The following is a 12,593-nucleotide window of genomic DNA, read 5'->3' as shown; positions in this document are numbered from 1 at the left end:
AGATATTTACAAGAGAGAAGTAAAGGGTGGAAATTAGCGTCATGATCGATCCACTACGCGAGCTGTCCACCGAGCAGAGCGATCCTCGCTACAGCCAGATCGACCGGCTGCCCACCGAGCAGATCGCCCGACTGATGAACCAGGCCGACGCCGCGGTACCCGCCGCCGTCGCCGTAGTCATCCCGGCCATCTCCGCCGCGATCGACGCGATCGCCGAGCGCATGGCCTCGGGCGGGCGCCTGCTCTACGTCGGCGCGGGCACGTCCGGGCGGCTCGCCGTCCTCGACGCGTCCGAATGCCCGCCCACCTTCGGCACCGACCCCGAGCTGGTGCAGGGCGTCATCGCCGGCGGCCCGGACGCGCTGACCCGCTCCGTCGAGGGCGCAGAGGACGACGACGCCGCCGGCGCCGCCGCCATCGAGAACCTGGAGGTGGGAACGTTCGACTCGGTCGTGGGCGTGTCCGCCAGCGGGCGCGCGCCGTTCGTGCTCGGCGCCCTGGGCGAGGCCACCCGGCGGGGCGCGCTGACCGTCGGCCTGTCGTGCAACAACGACGCGCCGCTGTCGGCCGCCGCCGAGCACGCGATCGAGGTCGTCGTCGGGCCCGAGGTGGTCACCGGCTCGACGCGGCTCAAGGCGGGCACCGCGCAGAAGCTGGTGCTCAACATGATCTCCACGATCTCGATGGTCAGGCTCGGCCGCACGTACGGGAACCAGATGATCGAGATGTCGGCGATGAACAACAAGCTGGCCGGGCGGGCGGTCCGCATGGTCAGCGACATCACCGGCGCCGACCACGACACCGCCAACCAGGCGCTCGACGCGGCCGGCGGCCAGGCGAAGATCGCGGTGCTGATGATCCAGCACGGGCTCGACCCCGAAGGGGCGCGGGCGCTGCTGGAGTCGCACGGCGAGCGGCTCAGCGACGCGCTGAGCAACTGACCGATCGGCTCGCCCGCGCGGCCTGACCTGGGCGGCCAGCCCGAGCGATCCGACCGGACGGCCTGCCTGGGCAGATCGCCCGAGCGGCCCGACCGGACGGCCTGCCTGGGTGGCCTGACTGGGCGGCCTGACTGAGCTGGGCGGGTTACGGGGTTTCGTACGACTGACGGGGAGGACGGACGATGTCGGACCGGCTGGACGCGATCCTGACCGACGGGGTGCCGCGGGTGTGCTCCGCCGCGGTCGCGCTGATCGCCGTCAACGGCTCCGTGGTGGCCGCGTCGGCCACCGGCGAGCTGGTGCGGTACGCCGACGCCGAAGGCACCCTCGCGGAGGACCGGCCGCCCGTGCGCCGCGACTCCGTCTTCGACCTGGCGTCGATCAGCAAGCTGTTCACCACGTCCGCCATCCTGTCGCTGGTCGAACAGGGCCGCCTGGACCTCGACGAACCGGTGGCCACCTGGCTGCCGGGGCGTGACCCGCGCATCACGCTGCGGCGCCTGCTCACGCACACGGCGGGTCTCCAGCCGACCCGCCGCATCGACCTGGAACTGCCCGGCGCGGACCCGGCCACCCGGCTGGCGGCGATCACCGACACGCCGATCAACGCGCCGGTCGGCGGGCCGTACCTGTACTCGGACGTCGGGCTGGTGATGGCGGGCCACGTCGCGGAGGTGGCGGGCGAAGCGCCCCTGGACGAACTCGTCCACGCCCGCGTCACAAGCGTCCTGGGCCTGCCCGACACCGGCTACCGCCCGATGACCCGCGCCCTGCGGGAACCGGCCGACACCTCACACCGCAGCGCAGAGGAGCCGGCCGACCTGTCGCGGATCGCGGCCACCGAGTGGAAGGCGGAGCGTCCTGGCCCCGGGTGCGTTCGGGGGGACGTGCACGACGAGACGTGCTACGCGCTGGGCGGGGTTGCCGGGCACGCGGGCGTCTTCTCCACCGCCGACGACGTGCTCGCGTTCGGCGAGACGCTGCGGCTGGGCGGCGGGGTCATGCTGCGCCCGGGTACCGTCGCCGAGATGCTGCGCGACCAGGGGGCGGAGGGCGTGGCGTTCCGGCACGGGCTCGGCGTCCGGATCGGCGACCCCGGCATCGTGGGCCCCCTGACCGGGGCCTTCGGCCACTCGGGCTTCACCGGCACCTCGCTCGTGGTCGACCCGGCGCGCCGGCTGACCGTGGTGCTCCTGACCAACGCCGTCCACCCGGTACGGGGCCGCGACGGCATCCGCGCGCTGCGCCACGCGGTCGCGGCCGAGGCCCTGCGCCTCGCCGACCAGCCCTGACACCGGCACCCACACCGGAGCGGCGCCCAGCCGCCTCCCCCTGACAGCCCCCGACCGAGTCCCTGACAGCCCCCGACCGGGGACGCCCCCAGAGCCTCCTCCGCGCGGTGGGTGCGTCAGGCGGGGGCGAGGGCTTCCAGGGCCTCCTCCGCGCGGCGCATCGCGTCCTCGGGGTCCGCTGTGGCGATCTCCTCGTCGAAGTTGAGGTCGTGGAAGACGTCCGTCACGCCGTGAGCCTCCAGGGACGCCACGTCGGCTCTGATCTCCTCGTAGGAGCCCGTGAGGGGCCGCCGATCCGGGAGGCCGCCCTGACGGACCTGGGTGACGCCCCGGCAGACGAACCGGAGCGCGTCGGCGTCCCTGCCCGCCTCGCGGGCCGAGGACCTGATGAGGTCGATCCGGGGACCGATGCGCGACAGGTCCTCGCGGCTGGAGCTGACCCAGCCGTCGCCGAGCCGCCCGGCGCGGCGCAGCGCCACCTCGGCCGTGCCACCGAGCAGGATCGGCGGCGGCGCCGGGGACGGCTTGGGGTCCATGTGGGACGGCGGGACCCGGTAGAAACGCCCCTGGTGCTCCACCACGTCGTCCGTCCAGGACGTGCGCAGCACCTCCACGAACTCCTCACCCCGGCGCCCGCGCCCCTCGTAACCCACGCCCGCGGCCTCGAACTCCTCCACGAGCCAGCCGAGCCCGATCCCGGCCGTCAGCCTGCCGTCCGAGACCGTCTGGAGCGTGGCGAGCTGCTTGGCGAGCGGCACCGGCTGCACGAACGCGTTGATCACCGCGACGCCCAACCTGATCGTGCTCGTCACACCCGCCAGGTACGCGAGCGTCACCACCGGGTCGTGGACGCTGCGGTAGGTGGCGCCCATCGGGTGGCCGACCGGGTAGAGCAGCCGCTGGAACGTCCACAGCTCGTGGTAGCCCAGCCGCTCGGCCTTCGCGGCGATGACGCGCATGTTCTGCGGCGTGGCCCAGGGGCCTGACTGCGGCACGGCGAAACCGACTCTCATGCGCCCAAGTCTGACCGACGCGAATTCGCTCCAGCAAGGAGCCTGTGACCTGCGAAGAAGCACGAAGTGATAACTCTGTGTCATTAATTGACTCCAGACAGTTACTAGGGTGTGCTCGGGAGTGGAGGCGGGCCGGCCGCCTCGCACTCCCCATTGCAGGAGGACATCGTGCTCAAGAGCTCTGTCGCGAGGATCGCGGCGACCGCGCTGCTGGCCGCGGGCCTGCTGGCCACCGGAGCGGCCGGGGCCGACGCCGCTACCGCCCAGACCGAGGAGGGGGAGCTGATCCTCTTCAGCCCCACCGGGGAGGAGGAACTGGTCCCCGCCTCCCCCGGGGAGTGCGTGAACCTGGACTACCCCCTCTACGCCGACCGCGCCGACAACCAGACCTCCGACAACGTCGTGCTCTACATGTCTGGGGACTGCCAACGTGGGCGCACCACCATCCCGGCGAACGAGATGAAAGAGCTTAAGCCGGGCTTCAGGGTCATGTCGGTCCATTTCCAGCCGGCCGAGTAAGCCGAGGGCCCCGGAAAGCGCGGTGCGCGCCCCCTGTCCCAGGGGCCGGGGTCGCTCCCGTGAGGGCGCCCGGTAGCACTCGCCGTAAATCCAACGAACCTGTCTCCGACCTACACCGTCTCCACGGCAAGCCGGAGCGAGGCGAACTGGCCACCTTCAATGAAGAGCCAGGTCAGAGAAGGTTTCGTTGGATTTTCCGCGGCTGCTTGCACATTGCCGGCTGTCGGACGGGAGCGATCACGAGGCCACGCTGGGGCCCACCGACGAGGGCGAAGTACGCCGGGGCGGGCGCGGGCCGTTCGACGCCACGGCTCACAGAGGACGCGCCGCGAGAGACGTCCGCAGAGCGAGGGCCCAGTTCTCGTTCACCTCGTCGGCTTGCTTCCGGTGGGGCGACTTGGGTTGCCACCCTGGGGGTAGGGCAATCCGCAGTCGAGCGGCGATCCCTTCGACGACCGCGCCCGGATCGCCCACCAACTGCTCGTACGTGACCTCGTGCGGTGAGACTCCCTGAGAGCGGAACCAGGATTCCCATGCCTGGTTGTGTTGACGGACGGTCTCCAGCAGCTGGCGCATCTGATCGATGTTCTCGTGCGGCCGCCGCAACGCTTCGTCGCCCTGTTGCCAATAGCCCGTCTGTTCTGCCCGAGACCAAGAGACTGCCTGGGCGACCAGATCCTCGCGCCGTAGGTGGATCAACGTCAGCGGCCCGAGTGCGCGGTTCAGAGTCGCGATGTCCGTCTCGTCGCGGGACCCCCGGAGTCCGTCGTGACCCGCTCCAGCGAACCCCACATGATTCGGGCACCGAAGACGCCGTTCTCGGTCCTGGCTGCGTCGGAAACAGCCCCGACGAAGCCCCGGTAGTTGCGTGCCCTTGCGCCCTCGATTGGCACACCGAGGCGCTGAGCCCAGGTCGCTTCGTCCGGTTCACGAAAATAGGACTCGGGTCGGCCGAGTACTCCCGTTGAGCCCAGCAGGCTGCACAACAAGGTGCTTCCGGTCCGGGGGGTACCGCAGAGGATGTAGCCGGATCGCACTGCCATGGTCGGATGCTACGGCAATGGCGCACGGATTCAGTGATCATTACCGTCCTCGCCCGGTAAGTAACCTTGTGTCGACCGTCCGGCAGCTGTCGGGCGCCGGACGACGCGCACGCCAGGCGCGGCGCTGCATCTATCACACGCCGTCAGCTGGGAAAGGCTTACGTGGTGGTCGGCGGCTTGGAGATGACTCCGGATAGGTAGGCGGACTCCTCCAAGATCTGGGGGGTGATCTTGATGCCGGTGAGATGCTCGATCAGGACAAGCCCTGGTCCCCGGTAGAGCTCGTACTTGTCTTCCCCGTAGTCGTGGTCGATCTGCTTCATGGTCTCCACGAGTTCGTCGGGGATTTCCTCGGAGTAGCCCTCCTGGGCCCAGAAAGCGAACCTGGTCTCCCCGTCTTCTATCCAGCGGAAGTCCTCCAGCCCCTTGATGTCGAGGCGGTAGAGGGAGACCAGACGGGTGCCCTCCGACAGCGGCACGATGAAGTCGTCGTCGGCGCCGAGCCAGCTGTTGCACTGCGCGACGAACGCCCAGTCACCGACGGTCGTAACCGCGACGAACTCGGTCTCGTAGCCGTAGCGGGCGCCGACATCGAACGACTCATCGAGCGTCATCCGGGAGAAGTCTTCTGCCCGGCCACCCATCCGGGCTACGAGCTGCTCGGGTGTGAGCCCGCGAACGAAGATGAAGCTGTACGCCTCCGCGAGGCCGGAGTCGGCGAACCAGGCGTGGTCACCAGGGGGTGTGATCATGCAGCGATCATGGCAGAGCCCACTGACACAACCTGCCGAGGAATCGCTGATCCCAATCTCAGCCGCCAAACCCCATTGTCACCGGGCTCTAAGGTGGACGGTGACCGACGCGGGAGGCGGAGGCGCGCGCAGTACCGCGTCGGGCGCCGGGCGTCAGCCGCGGCCGCGCGCTGCGACCCGCGACAGCAGCGCCTGGCCGTCGTCGTCGAGCCAGGCAGCGAGGCGATGCCGCACCCAGCCGGGAATGTGACGCAGCTCGGCCACGCTCGACCACGTGTACGTCCAGGCGCTGTCGTCGGCGCGGACGTCCAGCGCGTGCAGCACGTCGGCCACCGTCCAGCCAGCAGCGCGAGCCGCAGGGGCGGCAAGATCATTCCGCGTGTATTCCGCGAGTGGCGGCACTCACGGGCCGCGACTTGCCCGCCCTGGCACACGCCAAAAGTTGAGCGGCTGGCGTTACCGCAGGTCTGGTCGGAGGTTTGGCCCGATCCGGCGATCGCGTCCGGCGGCATGCACCGCCCATACCGCCCCATAGTCTGTACGAGTGGGTCTGAAGGAGGAGCGAGCGGGTCCGGACGACGGCGTCGCAGGCGGGCGCACCCGCTTAGAAGGCGACCGCACGACCGTCACGGACGCGGGTCCCGATCTCGGCGGGGAGCCGGAGGGCGGGCGGTTGGCGCAGGAGCTCGCGGGCGTCGCGGATGCGTACGGCGGTAGCGGGCCGACCATGCTCCACCCCACCAGGACCGACGTGGTCGTGCTGCGCAGGGGCGAGGTGGTCGTGAAGGCGCACTCGCGCCGCGACGACGTGGAGTCGTTGCGGCCGCGGCTGCGCGCGGTGGCCTCCGCCGCGCTGAGCGGGGTGATGCTGGCCCCGCTGGAGCGCGAGGTGCTGAGCGTGGCGGGCCGCGCGGTCACCGTCTGGCCCGCCGGACGTCCGGTGGCCCACGACGATCCCGACGGCGCCCCGTGGGAGGCGGGGGCGAGGCTGCTGGCCCGGTTGCATGCCGTCCCGCTCACGCTGGTGCCCGCGTTACCCGCGGCCGGAGGGCCCGCGAGGGTGGCGCGCGCGGTGCGGCGGATGTCCGGTGACGGGCCCGTCGAGCGGCTCGTCCGCCGCGTGTTCGAGGAACTGCCCGGGCCTGAGCCGCTGCTGCCCGGCTTACTCACGCACGGCGACTGGCATCTGGGTCAGCTGGTCCACCGCGACCGCTGGCTGCTCATCGACGTCGACGACCTGGGTGTCGGCGATCCCGCCTGGGACCTGGCCAGGCCCGCCGCCTGGTTCGCCGCCGGGCTGCTCGACCCGGCCGTCTGGCGGCGGTTCCTGGGCGCCTACCTGGCGTCGGGCGGGCCCGCGCTGGGCGGCGACGACCCCTGGCAGCGGCTCGACCTGCCCGCCAGGGCGCTGACCGTGCAGCTGGCCGCCGTGGCCGTCGTCAACGCCGAGCGCGAAGGCCGGGAACTGGATGAGGTGGAACACGCGTTGATCGAGTCGTGCAACAGAATCGTCCGAGCGTGACAGGGGTCGCGCGCGGTAGGTTGCTCCTCAGAACCCGAGGCCAAGGAGACCGAGTAGATGCAGTGCCCCAAATGCCGCGGCCACATGCGGACATACGAGCGTAACGGGGTCCACATCGAGCAGTGCGACAACTGCCGTGGGATCTTCCTCGACTACGGCGAGCTCGAGACCCTCACCCAGATGGAGTCCTCGTGGCACGCCGCTCCCCCGCCTCCCCCGCCCGCGCACGGGCCGTCCTGGGGGGCGCCGCACGGCGGCCACGGCGGTCACTACGGCCACCACCGGCAGCGCAGCTGGGTCGGGATGCTCTTCTCGACGTGATCCGTCTCGACCTGATCCGGGTCGACCTGGTCTGCTGAGGGCCGCGCACCTGGGAGGTGCGCGGCCCTCGCCGTCAGCCGGGGAACTGCTCCGGGTCGACGTCCGAGGTCTTGGCGTTGCCGCCGGAGATGGCGTGCAGCGTGATCCGCCAGTCATGCCAGAGGATCTGCGTGGCGGTGTAGGTGGTCTTGAACTTCACCGACTTCTGGAACCGTTCGAAGCTGCAGTCGCGGGTGAACGAGCGGGCCTTGCCGTCCCAGTCGACGCCGTGCGTGAAGAAGATCTTGTACGTGCCGTCGGGCACGCCCAGGACCTTGAACTTCGACTTCTTGCGGACGTAGACGCTGAACGCCTTGGAGCCGCCCTTCACCACGGTGACGACCGCGTCGCGGGAGCCGCCGTTGTCGATCTGCAGCGAGCTGCGGCCGTTGAGGGTGCCCTTGCGCAGGTAGTGGCCGTTGCCGAGGCGCCTGCTCTGCTTGCCCTTGGCCTTCACCGTGACCACGTCTGCCGGGAAGCCGCCGGCGCCCTGGAGCGCCTCCCCCGCCTGGTCCAGCGCCTTGAGCTGGTCGTTCAGGTCGGTGAGGACGGCCGAGGAGGTGCACAACGTGCGGCTGCCGACCTTGCCTGCGCTGGAGCCGAGCGAGGCGGCGAGGTCGCGCAGGCTGGTGACGTACGCGTCGTGCTGGGCTTTGACGTCCTGTGGCGGCGACAGCGCGGCCAGTTCGTCCGCCGAGCTCTCCAGCGCCTGCTCGGCCGTCCCGAGACGCTGGTTGAGGGTCTTGACCGTGCGGGCGCCCGCCATCGAGTTGAGCGCGTCGAGCATCGTCTTGTGCCGGCCGCTCAGCTCGCTCTTGTAGGCGTCGGCGGTGAGCGCCGCCGGTGCGGACGCGCTGGGGGTGCCGCTGGTGCCGGACGGGTTGCTGACGGGCCCGCCCGCGACCCCTCTGGCCACGGGCTCGCCGCCCGTCGGCCCCGGAACCGTCGCGGTGCACGCCACGGTGGACGCGGTGAGGGCCGCCAGGGCGAGCGCGCAGGAGATCAATCGGGGGGCAGACACCTGCCACACTATCGCCCGGTTGATCCCTACGCGTCAATCAGGATTCCGACAGGCCGTCGTACCTGTCCTGCCGGAGCCACCTGGTGATGCCGAGGGTCTCCAGGAACGGCAGGTCGTGGCTGGCCACGATCAGCGCGCCCCGGTAGCCCGCCAGGGCCTCCCCAGTTCCCGCCGGCCACTGCTATACCTTCTGCGCGTACGGCCTGTCCGGTCGGGGGCGGGCGCTCGCCCTGAACACCGGCTTCACCTATATCGGCGTGGCGGTCGACGGCGGCCTGGGCGGGGTCCTGTTGTTGGTCTTCACGAGCGCGGCGCTGCCTCCCGCGTCGGGGGTGCTCGGCCTGCTCGCGCTCGGGGTCTTCGGCCTCGCCGCGGGGGCCGCCCGGCGCGGCGCGCCCGCCGCCCGCTGATGGCAGGCGCTCGACGCGCAGCCCTTCAGCCGCCTGATCGGCGCCCGGATCGTCGAGATCGGATGAGATGTGGAGTCGTTACTGACCGGCGACGACCGGGAGAACGTCGAGGTCTCTGCGCCGGCGCTGCACCTGATCGCCACCGCCCGTCGCTGTCGGGTTGTGCGGGAGGTCGATGGTGATGTCGAGGCCGCCGTCGGTGCGGGCGACGAGCGCGATCCGTCCGCGGTGGGCGAGAGTGACCGCGCGCACGATCGACAGGCCCAGCCCCAAGCCGTCGGTCCGGACGCGGGTTCCTTGCCCGTGCACGAACGGCTCCAGCAGTGTCTGCGCCTCATCGGGCCGGATCTTTCGGCCGGTGTTGGAGATACGCAGGACGGCGCGTCCAGCCGCGGTGCCGGTGTCGATGGCCAAGTGCCCGCCCGCCTGGTTGTAGCGGATCGCGTTGTCGATCAGGTTGCCGATCATCCGTTCCAGCAGGACAGGTTCGCCGCTGACCGGCGCCGGCCGGAGCTCGGATCCTACGGTGAGGCCGGCGGCTGTCGTCCGCGCCGCGGCGGCGTCGAGGGAGGCGGCCACGATGGCGGCCAGGTCGGCCGGTTGTCGTGCGGTGAGCCCGGCCTGGCTGCGGGCCAGCAGCAGCAGTCCGTCCAGGACGCGCTGCATGTGATCGACAGCGTCGCGGACGTCGCCGGCCATGGTGAGCAGTTCGGCGCGGCTAGGGTGTCCGTCCAGGGTGACGTCGATCGCCGTACGCGCGGTGGTCAGCGGTGTACGCAGCTCGTGGGCGGCGTTGGCGGTGAACAGCCGCTGGCTGTCCAGGATCCGGTCCCGTTCGGCCACGCCGCGCTGGATGCGGTCCAGCATGTCGTTGACCGTGCGCGCCAACGCGGACAGCTCGTCGGCAGGGGTGGTGACCGGGACCCGTTCAGTGAGGTTCTCGGCCGACAGCCGCAGGGCGGTGGAGGAGATCACGCGGATCGGCCGCAGCACACGACCGGCTACCACCCAGCTCAGCACGGCGGCCAGGGTGGTCACCACGACGAGCGCCAGACCGGCCTGGGGCAGCAGCGCGGACAGGGTGTCGGCCTGCACCCGGTCGGCCAGAGCGCGCAGGTCCCCGGCCTGCGGTGGCATCGGCTGGGGCGTGCCTGGCAGGGCAGAGCCGGTCAGATCCAGGTGGGTGAAGAACGCGCGGCGCGGCATCAGCAGGTAGGTCAACCCGGTCAGCGCGGCGCCGGCGGCCAGCACCAGGGCGGTCTGAAGCGATGCGAGCCGGGCCCGGGCGGTCAGCCGGACCATCCTGCGCCGGACCATCCTTCAGCCGCCGATCCGGTAGCCGGCGCCGGTGACGGTCTCGATCAGCGGCGGGTCGCCGAGCTTGCGGCGCAGCGTGCCGACGGTGATCCGGACCGCGTTGGTGAACGGGTCCGCGTGCTCGTCCCACACCTTGTCCAGCAGGGTTTCCGCGCTGATCACGGCACCGCCGGCGGCCAGTAGTTGTTCGAGCACGCCGAACTCCTTGGGCGTCAGGCGCAGCAGCCGTCCGTCCCGCTCGGCCGTGCGCCGGGCCGGATCCAGGGTCACGCCGGCGGCGCGCAGTACCGGCGGGCGGGCCGGTGCGCTGCGCCGTACCAGGGCGTGGACCCGGGCGACCAGTTCGGAGAACGCGAACGGCTTGCCCAGGTAGTCGTCCGCGCCCAGCATCAGCCCGCCGACCCGGTCCTCGACGGCGTCGGACGCGGTCAGCATCAGCACCCGCGACTCACCGCGCTGGGCGAGCCGGCGGCACACCGTGTCGCCGTGCACCAGGGGCAGGTCCCGGTCCAGGACCACCACGTCGTACGGCGTGATCTCGCACTTGTCGAGAGCGCTCCGGCCGTCGAGAGCGACGTCGACGGTGAAGCCGTGCTTGCGCAGCCCGGCTTCGATGTACCCGGCGAGGGGTTGCTCATCTTCGACCAGGAGCACTCGCATCCGGCCAGTATCGCAACGCCCGCATATGGAGCACATATGGTCCGCCGATCGCCCGCCGATAGGTGTCGGCCGGTAGATGTGATCACCCTCGAAGTCACGTAGAGAGGGATCGAAGATGAGGCGTGGGAGAACGGTTGGCATGGCCGGGCTGACAGGAGCGGCGCTGGCGTTGAGCCTCCAAGCACCCGCAACCGCCGCCGAGCTTGCCGGCCCGGGCGCAAGCGCTGTCGCGAACTCCCGCCCGAGTTCAGGTGTGTCATCCGTGCAATGGAAATCCTGCCCGGACTACCCCGATGAGGTGATCCGGAGCCTGCGCGTGAAGCAGGAGCAGATCCCGGCCTTCCGCACCCAGATGAAGCGCCTGGAGTGCGGGACGGTCAGCGTCCCGTTGAACCATCGCGACCCCGCCGGGCGGACGATCGACATCGCGGTGACCCGGCTGGCCGCCACGGACGAGGCCAACCGGCTCGGCGCCATCGCCGTCCTGCCGGGCGGGCCGGGGAACAGCGGATACCTGGACCCGGTCCTGCGGGCCGCGCTCAGAAACGAGGAGATGGCGGGGCTCAACGAGCGATACGACATCATCGGCCTCGACCCCCGCGGGGTGGGCTACAGCACCAAGGTCGCCTGCGAGCCCGGCCCGAGAGGCCCGGACAGGCCGGGCACGCTGACCAAGGAGTCGGCCAGGAAGATCTACGACGCCCAGGTCGCCGCCAACCAGAAGTGCGCGAACTCCGACCCCGCCTTCCTCGGACAGCTCACCACCGAGAACGTGGCCAAGGACCTGGACCTGGTACGGACCGCGCTGGGTGAGAGCGAACTCAACGTGCTCGGCTTCTCCTGGGGCACCTATCTGGGCATGGTGTATCGCAGCCTGTTCCCCGAGAACACCGGACGGGCCTTCCTGGACAGCGTGGCACCACCGTGGACCGATTTCGTCAAGCACATCGAGGGCAGCGCGGAGGCGGCCGAGCGCAACTTCGGGCGCATGGCCGCCTGGCTGGCCCGCCGCGACAAGACCTACGCTCTCGGCGCCACCACCCGGCAGGTGCGTAAGCAGGTGGCGAAGCTGGTCCGCGCCTACGACAAGAGTCCCAAGACCTACAGCGACCTGCCGCAGCCCGTCGACGGCTGGGCCGTCGCCGATCTGGCCAAGAGCATCTCGACCGACTGGGCGCGCGCGGGCAAGGCATTGGCCGAACTGCGGACGGCGACCGGCACCACAGCCCCGCCCACCGTCAAGGAGATGCTCGGCGGCGGTCAGATAATGGGCCCGCCCATGCCCGGCGCGCCCGAATCACTGAACATGACCATGAACTGGGCGGTCGGCTGCAACGAGGACAGCAGCCGGGCCGGTTTCGACACCGCCTGGCGTGCCTACCAGCGGCTCCTGAAGCGCCATCCGGCGACCGGCCGGTCCTGGGGACCGCCTGCCATGTGTGCTGGCTGGCCGCTGCCGGTGCAGCAGACCACGTTGAAGCGGGGCAGCGGGTCACTGGTGCTGGCGGGGCACCTGCATGAGTTCATGTCCGCCTACGACTGGACGCTACAGACACAGCGCGCCGTCGGTGGCACCGTCTACACGGTCGCCGACGACGTGCACGTGTCGACCACCCGGGTTCCCGAGTGCGCCGCCGACGTGGTGAAGTACTTCGAAACGGGCCGGATCGACAGCGGTTGCCATGGCAGTGAAATTCCGAACTGACCACCGATTTACGGCGCCCGAGGAACCGATGCGGCTTC

15 protein-coding genes are annotated in these 12,593 nt (G+C 70.6%); 7 read left to right on the top strand and 8 right to left on the bottom strand.

Annotated elements, in window-relative coordinates:
- Window positions 1-41 precede the first annotated feature (41 nt).
- Entirely contained in the window at window positions 42-941 is a 900-nt protein-coding gene (gene murQ, locus ABZ297_RS11980; protein WP_355343448.1) for an N-acetylmuramic acid 6-phosphate etherase, read from the top strand.
- A 182-nt stretch (window positions 942-1,123) separates the two neighbouring features.
- Entirely contained in the window at window positions 1,124-2,233 is a 1,110-nt protein-coding gene (locus tag ABZ297_RS11975) for a serine hydrolase domain-containing protein (RefSeq protein ID WP_355343445.1), read from the top strand.
- 116 nt (window positions 2,234-2,349) lie between these two features.
- Here ABZ297_RS11975 and ABZ297_RS11970 read toward each other — a convergent pair whose 3' ends face one another.
- Window positions 2,350-3,246, bottom strand: a complete 897-nt coding sequence (locus ABZ297_RS11970; protein ID WP_355343442.1) for a TIGR03619 family F420-dependent LLM class oxidoreductase — start codon at window positions 3,244-3,246, stop codon at window positions 2,350-2,352.
- A gap of 168 nt (window positions 3,247-3,414) precedes the next feature.
- Between ABZ297_RS11970 and ABZ297_RS11965 the strand changes: the two genes are divergently transcribed.
- Complete coding sequence (locus ABZ297_RS11965; protein ID WP_355343439.1) at window positions 3,415-3,765, top strand: hypothetical protein; 351 nt, start codon at window positions 3,415-3,417, stop codon at window positions 3,763-3,765.
- Window positions 3,766-4,077: 312 nt separating this feature from the next.
- On the opposite strand, the gene ABZ297_RS11960 is transcribed toward ABZ297_RS11965, so the two are convergent.
- From ABZ297_RS11960 to ABZ297_RS11945, 4 genes are all read right to left on the bottom strand, one after another.
- Window positions 4,078-4,557: a Stf0 family sulfotransferase gene (locus ABZ297_RS11960; protein ID WP_355343436.1), complete on the bottom strand. Its 480-nt coding sequence runs from the start codon at window positions 4,555-4,557 to the stop codon at window positions 4,078-4,080.
- A complete protein-coding gene (locus ABZ297_RS11955; protein WP_355343433.1) occupies window positions 4,488-4,808 on the bottom strand; it encodes a Stf0 family sulfotransferase in 321 nt (106 codons plus the stop codon). The genes ABZ297_RS11960 and ABZ297_RS11955 overlap by 70 nt, the downstream gene beginning before the upstream one ends.
- 158 nt (window positions 4,809-4,966) lie before the next feature.
- The gene (locus tag ABZ297_RS11950) at window positions 4,967-5,560 is read right to left on the bottom strand and encodes a DUF6461 domain-containing protein (RefSeq protein ID WP_355343430.1); all 594 of its coding nucleotides are present in this window, start codon (window positions 5,558-5,560) and stop codon (window positions 4,967-4,969) included.
- 153 nt (window positions 5,561-5,713) lie between these two features.
- Window positions 5,714-5,884, bottom strand: a complete 171-nt coding sequence (locus ABZ297_RS11945; protein WP_355343427.1) for a hypothetical protein — start codon at window positions 5,882-5,884, stop codon at window positions 5,714-5,716.
- Between the two features lie 220 nt (window positions 5,885-6,104).
- Here ABZ297_RS11945 and ABZ297_RS11940 point away from each other — a divergent pair, with 220 nt between their 5' ends.
- Both ABZ297_RS11940 and ABZ297_RS11935 read left to right on the top strand, forming a co-directional pair.
- Complete coding sequence (locus ABZ297_RS11940; protein ID WP_355343424.1) at window positions 6,105-7,082, top strand: aminoglycoside phosphotransferase family protein; 978 nt, start codon at window positions 6,105-6,107, stop codon at window positions 7,080-7,082.
- 57 nt (window positions 7,083-7,139) lie between these two features.
- Window positions 7,140-7,403, top strand: coding sequence for a zf-TFIIB domain-containing protein (locus ABZ297_RS11935; RefSeq protein WP_350809006.1), 264 nt, complete (start codon window positions 7,140-7,142; stop codon window positions 7,401-7,403).
- A 73-nt stretch (window positions 7,404-7,476) separates the two neighbouring features.
- Here the strand turns inward: ABZ297_RS11935 and ABZ297_RS11930 are convergent, their stop codons facing one another.
- Window positions 7,477-8,463, bottom strand: coding sequence for a hypothetical protein (locus ABZ297_RS11930; RefSeq protein WP_355343420.1), 987 nt, complete (start codon window positions 8,461-8,463; stop codon window positions 7,477-7,479).
- 257 nt (window positions 8,464-8,720) lie between these two features.
- Here ABZ297_RS11930 and ABZ297_RS11925 point away from each other — a divergent pair, with 257 nt between their 5' ends.
- Complete coding sequence (locus ABZ297_RS11925; RefSeq protein WP_355343417.1) at window positions 8,721-8,873, top strand: hypothetical protein; 153 nt, start codon at window positions 8,721-8,723, stop codon at window positions 8,871-8,873.
- Between the two features lie 78 nt (window positions 8,874-8,951).
- Here ABZ297_RS11925 and ABZ297_RS11920 read toward each other — a convergent pair whose 3' ends face one another.
- Window positions 8,952-10,175, bottom strand: a complete 1,224-nt coding sequence (locus tag ABZ297_RS11920) for a HAMP domain-containing sensor histidine kinase (RefSeq protein ID WP_355343414.1) — start codon at window positions 10,173-10,175, stop codon at window positions 8,952-8,954.
- Window positions 10,176-10,193: 18 nt separating this feature from the next.
- Window positions 10,194-10,850, bottom strand: coding sequence for a response regulator transcription factor (locus ABZ297_RS11915; RefSeq protein ID WP_355343411.1), 657 nt, complete (start codon window positions 10,848-10,850; stop codon window positions 10,194-10,196).
- Between the two features lie 262 nt (window positions 10,851-11,112).
- On the opposite strand from ABZ297_RS11915, the gene ABZ297_RS11910 reads away from it, so the two are divergent.
- Window positions 11,113-12,555, top strand: coding sequence for an alpha/beta fold hydrolase (locus ABZ297_RS11910; protein WP_355343408.1), 1,443 nt, complete (start codon window positions 11,113-11,115; stop codon window positions 12,553-12,555).
- Window positions 12,556-12,593 lie beyond the last annotated feature (38 nt).

Origin of the sequence: Nonomuraea sp. NPDC005983, from assembly GCF_040614375.1 — a bacterium.
Taxonomy (GTDB): domain Bacteria; phylum Actinomycetota; class Actinomycetes; order Streptosporangiales; family Streptosporangiaceae; genus Nonomuraea.
The sequence above is the reverse complement of the archived record's forward strand: the minus strand, read 5'-3'. Positions and strand labels throughout refer to the sequence as shown.

What these genes read in the sequence shown, in the direction of transcription:
- murQ (WP_355343448.1), top strand. Translation starts at nt 42, where the DNA reads ATGATCGATCCACTACGCGAGCTGTCCACCGAGCAGAGCGATCCTCGC.
- ABZ297_RS11975 (WP_355343445.1), top strand. Translation starts at nt 1,124, where the DNA reads ATGTCGGACCGGCTGGACGCGATCCTGACCGACGGGGTGCCGCGGGTG.
- ABZ297_RS11970 (WP_355343442.1), bottom strand. Translation starts at nt 3,246, where the DNA reads ATGAGAGTCGGTTTCGCCGTGCCGCAGTCAGGCCCCTGGGCCACGCCG.
- ABZ297_RS11955 (WP_355343433.1), bottom strand. Translation starts at nt 4,808, where the DNA reads ATGGCAGTGCGATCCGGCTACATCCTCTGCGGTACCCCCCGGACCGGA.
- ABZ297_RS11950 (WP_355343430.1), bottom strand. Translation starts at nt 5,560, where the DNA reads ATGATCACACCCCCTGGTGACCACGCCTGGTTCGCCGACTCCGGCCTC.
- ABZ297_RS11935 (WP_350809006.1), top strand. Translation starts at nt 7,140, where the DNA reads ATGCAGTGCCCCAAATGCCGCGGCCACATGCGGACATACGAGCGTAAC.
- ABZ297_RS11920 (WP_355343414.1), bottom strand. Translation starts at nt 10,175, where the DNA reads ATGGTCCGGCTGACCGCCCGGGCCCGGCTCGCATCGCTTCAGACCGCC.
- ABZ297_RS11915 (WP_355343411.1), bottom strand. Translation starts at nt 10,850, where the DNA reads ATGCGAGTGCTCCTGGTCGAAGATGAGCAACCCCTCGCCGGGTACATC.